The sequence below is a fragment of the Arthrobacter sp. 05N33_2 genome (genome assembly GCF_056397425.1).
Genome location: NZ_JBFTNJ010000145.1, coordinates 1 through 1308, shown reverse-complemented (window position 1 = coordinate 1308; position 1308 = coordinate 1). Strand labels below are relative to the sequence as shown.

The window sequence follows — 1308 nt, the reverse complement described above, 5'->3', positions numbered from 1 at the left end:
GCGCCGACGATGGCCACACCGTTGGCCTTCCACTGATACCCCAGCACCACCGGAGCCGGACCCCAGGTGCCCGGGACCGCAGTCAGGGTCGAACCGACCCTCGCCGTGCCCGTGAGCGTCGGAACCGGTGCTGTCAGAGCCAATAGCGCGGGCGCCACAGCTGCTGTCGGGGTGGAGKTCTTCGCAGCGGTGGTGTACCCGGCCTTGGTCCCGGTCACGGGGTTTCACCGGTCGAGACGGTCCCGTAGTGATGGGAGAGGGCCGAGGCCAGCGATATTGCATCAGGTGCAATAATCACTATTCAGCTTTACATAACGTCCGCTATCGGCCCTCAGACCGTGGCTAACAGACTGCCGTAGTGACAGGCTTCCAAGTTGTATGCTTCGTCGGTCAACCCCCGAGCTAATCAACGACCGCCACAGATTCGAATTTAAAGCCGCCCGAGTGCCATTTAATGGCCTGGGTCACGCCGTCAGCGATCCGGGGGAGGGACGCAGCGATGCTGGAGGGGAGACCCGAGAGGGCGTTTTTCTGTCGCATGACAATGATGTAGATCTCAGACCAGGTTATCCATGAGACACAGGACGGAATGGAGGCCAGCAGGCCCTCGTAGTTTTCGGCAGTCATTCCGGCGCGGGCACAGAGGGACTCAAGGCCCAGGGCAACACCAGCGTCGATCTCGTGGCGGCCAYTGCCGGCGAGCTTGATGGGTGGGGGAGCGGTCAGGACCAGCAGGAGCAAGGGTGTGCGGTTGCCGCTGTGCGCCTGGAGACACAGCAGTTCCCGGGGAAGCTGCTCGACATTGAACGCCGCGCCTTTCCGAAAGCCTTTGGCCTCGACTAAGAGTTGGACCGAGGGGCCGGTCACCCACACGTCCGGCTGGACGTCAATATTGAGGGCAGGGAGCAGAAGACTGCCTGGCAGCACGTCGAGGTCAGCATGTTCAGCTTCGTTGGCGGCCGCAAGCCGGTTTTGGTCGGCGCCATGGGCGCAACGCAGGACTTCCCCGAGGAACAGGTCTCGGGGGAGGTTGGACAGGCCCTGAAAAACTTCTGCAGTTAGCGGGTTTTCCATGCCGCGACCGCCGTTCCGGTATCGCTTCACGTTGCTGCCCTCCCACGACACCTCGTCCAGTAGCCGGCTGATAACTGAGGGCTTGTGATCAGGTTTCATACCCACACGGTAATGCCCACCATCAGCGATCATCCGCTTGTAGGGAACTGACGCATCGACCGTCGCCCTCCGTGCGAGATAGAGGCTGGCTATGAGTGCGGTCAACGGGCTACGTCGTCGTCGAGATCAAGACCG

General features: G+C 61.9%; 1 protein-coding gene and 1 pseudogene. Both read right to left on the bottom strand.

Annotation, left to right across the window (positions count from 1 at the left end):
- Positions 1-218 (bottom strand): annotated as a pseudogene (locus AC1DHX_RS20705) (hypothetical protein); the annotation flags it as partial.
- A gap of 184 nt (positions 219-402) precedes the next feature.
- A complete protein-coding gene (locus AC1DHX_RS20700; protein ID WP_476900460.1) occupies positions 403-1173 on the bottom strand; it encodes a hypothetical protein in 771 nt (256 codons plus the stop codon).
- Positions 1174-1308 lie beyond the last annotated feature (135 nt).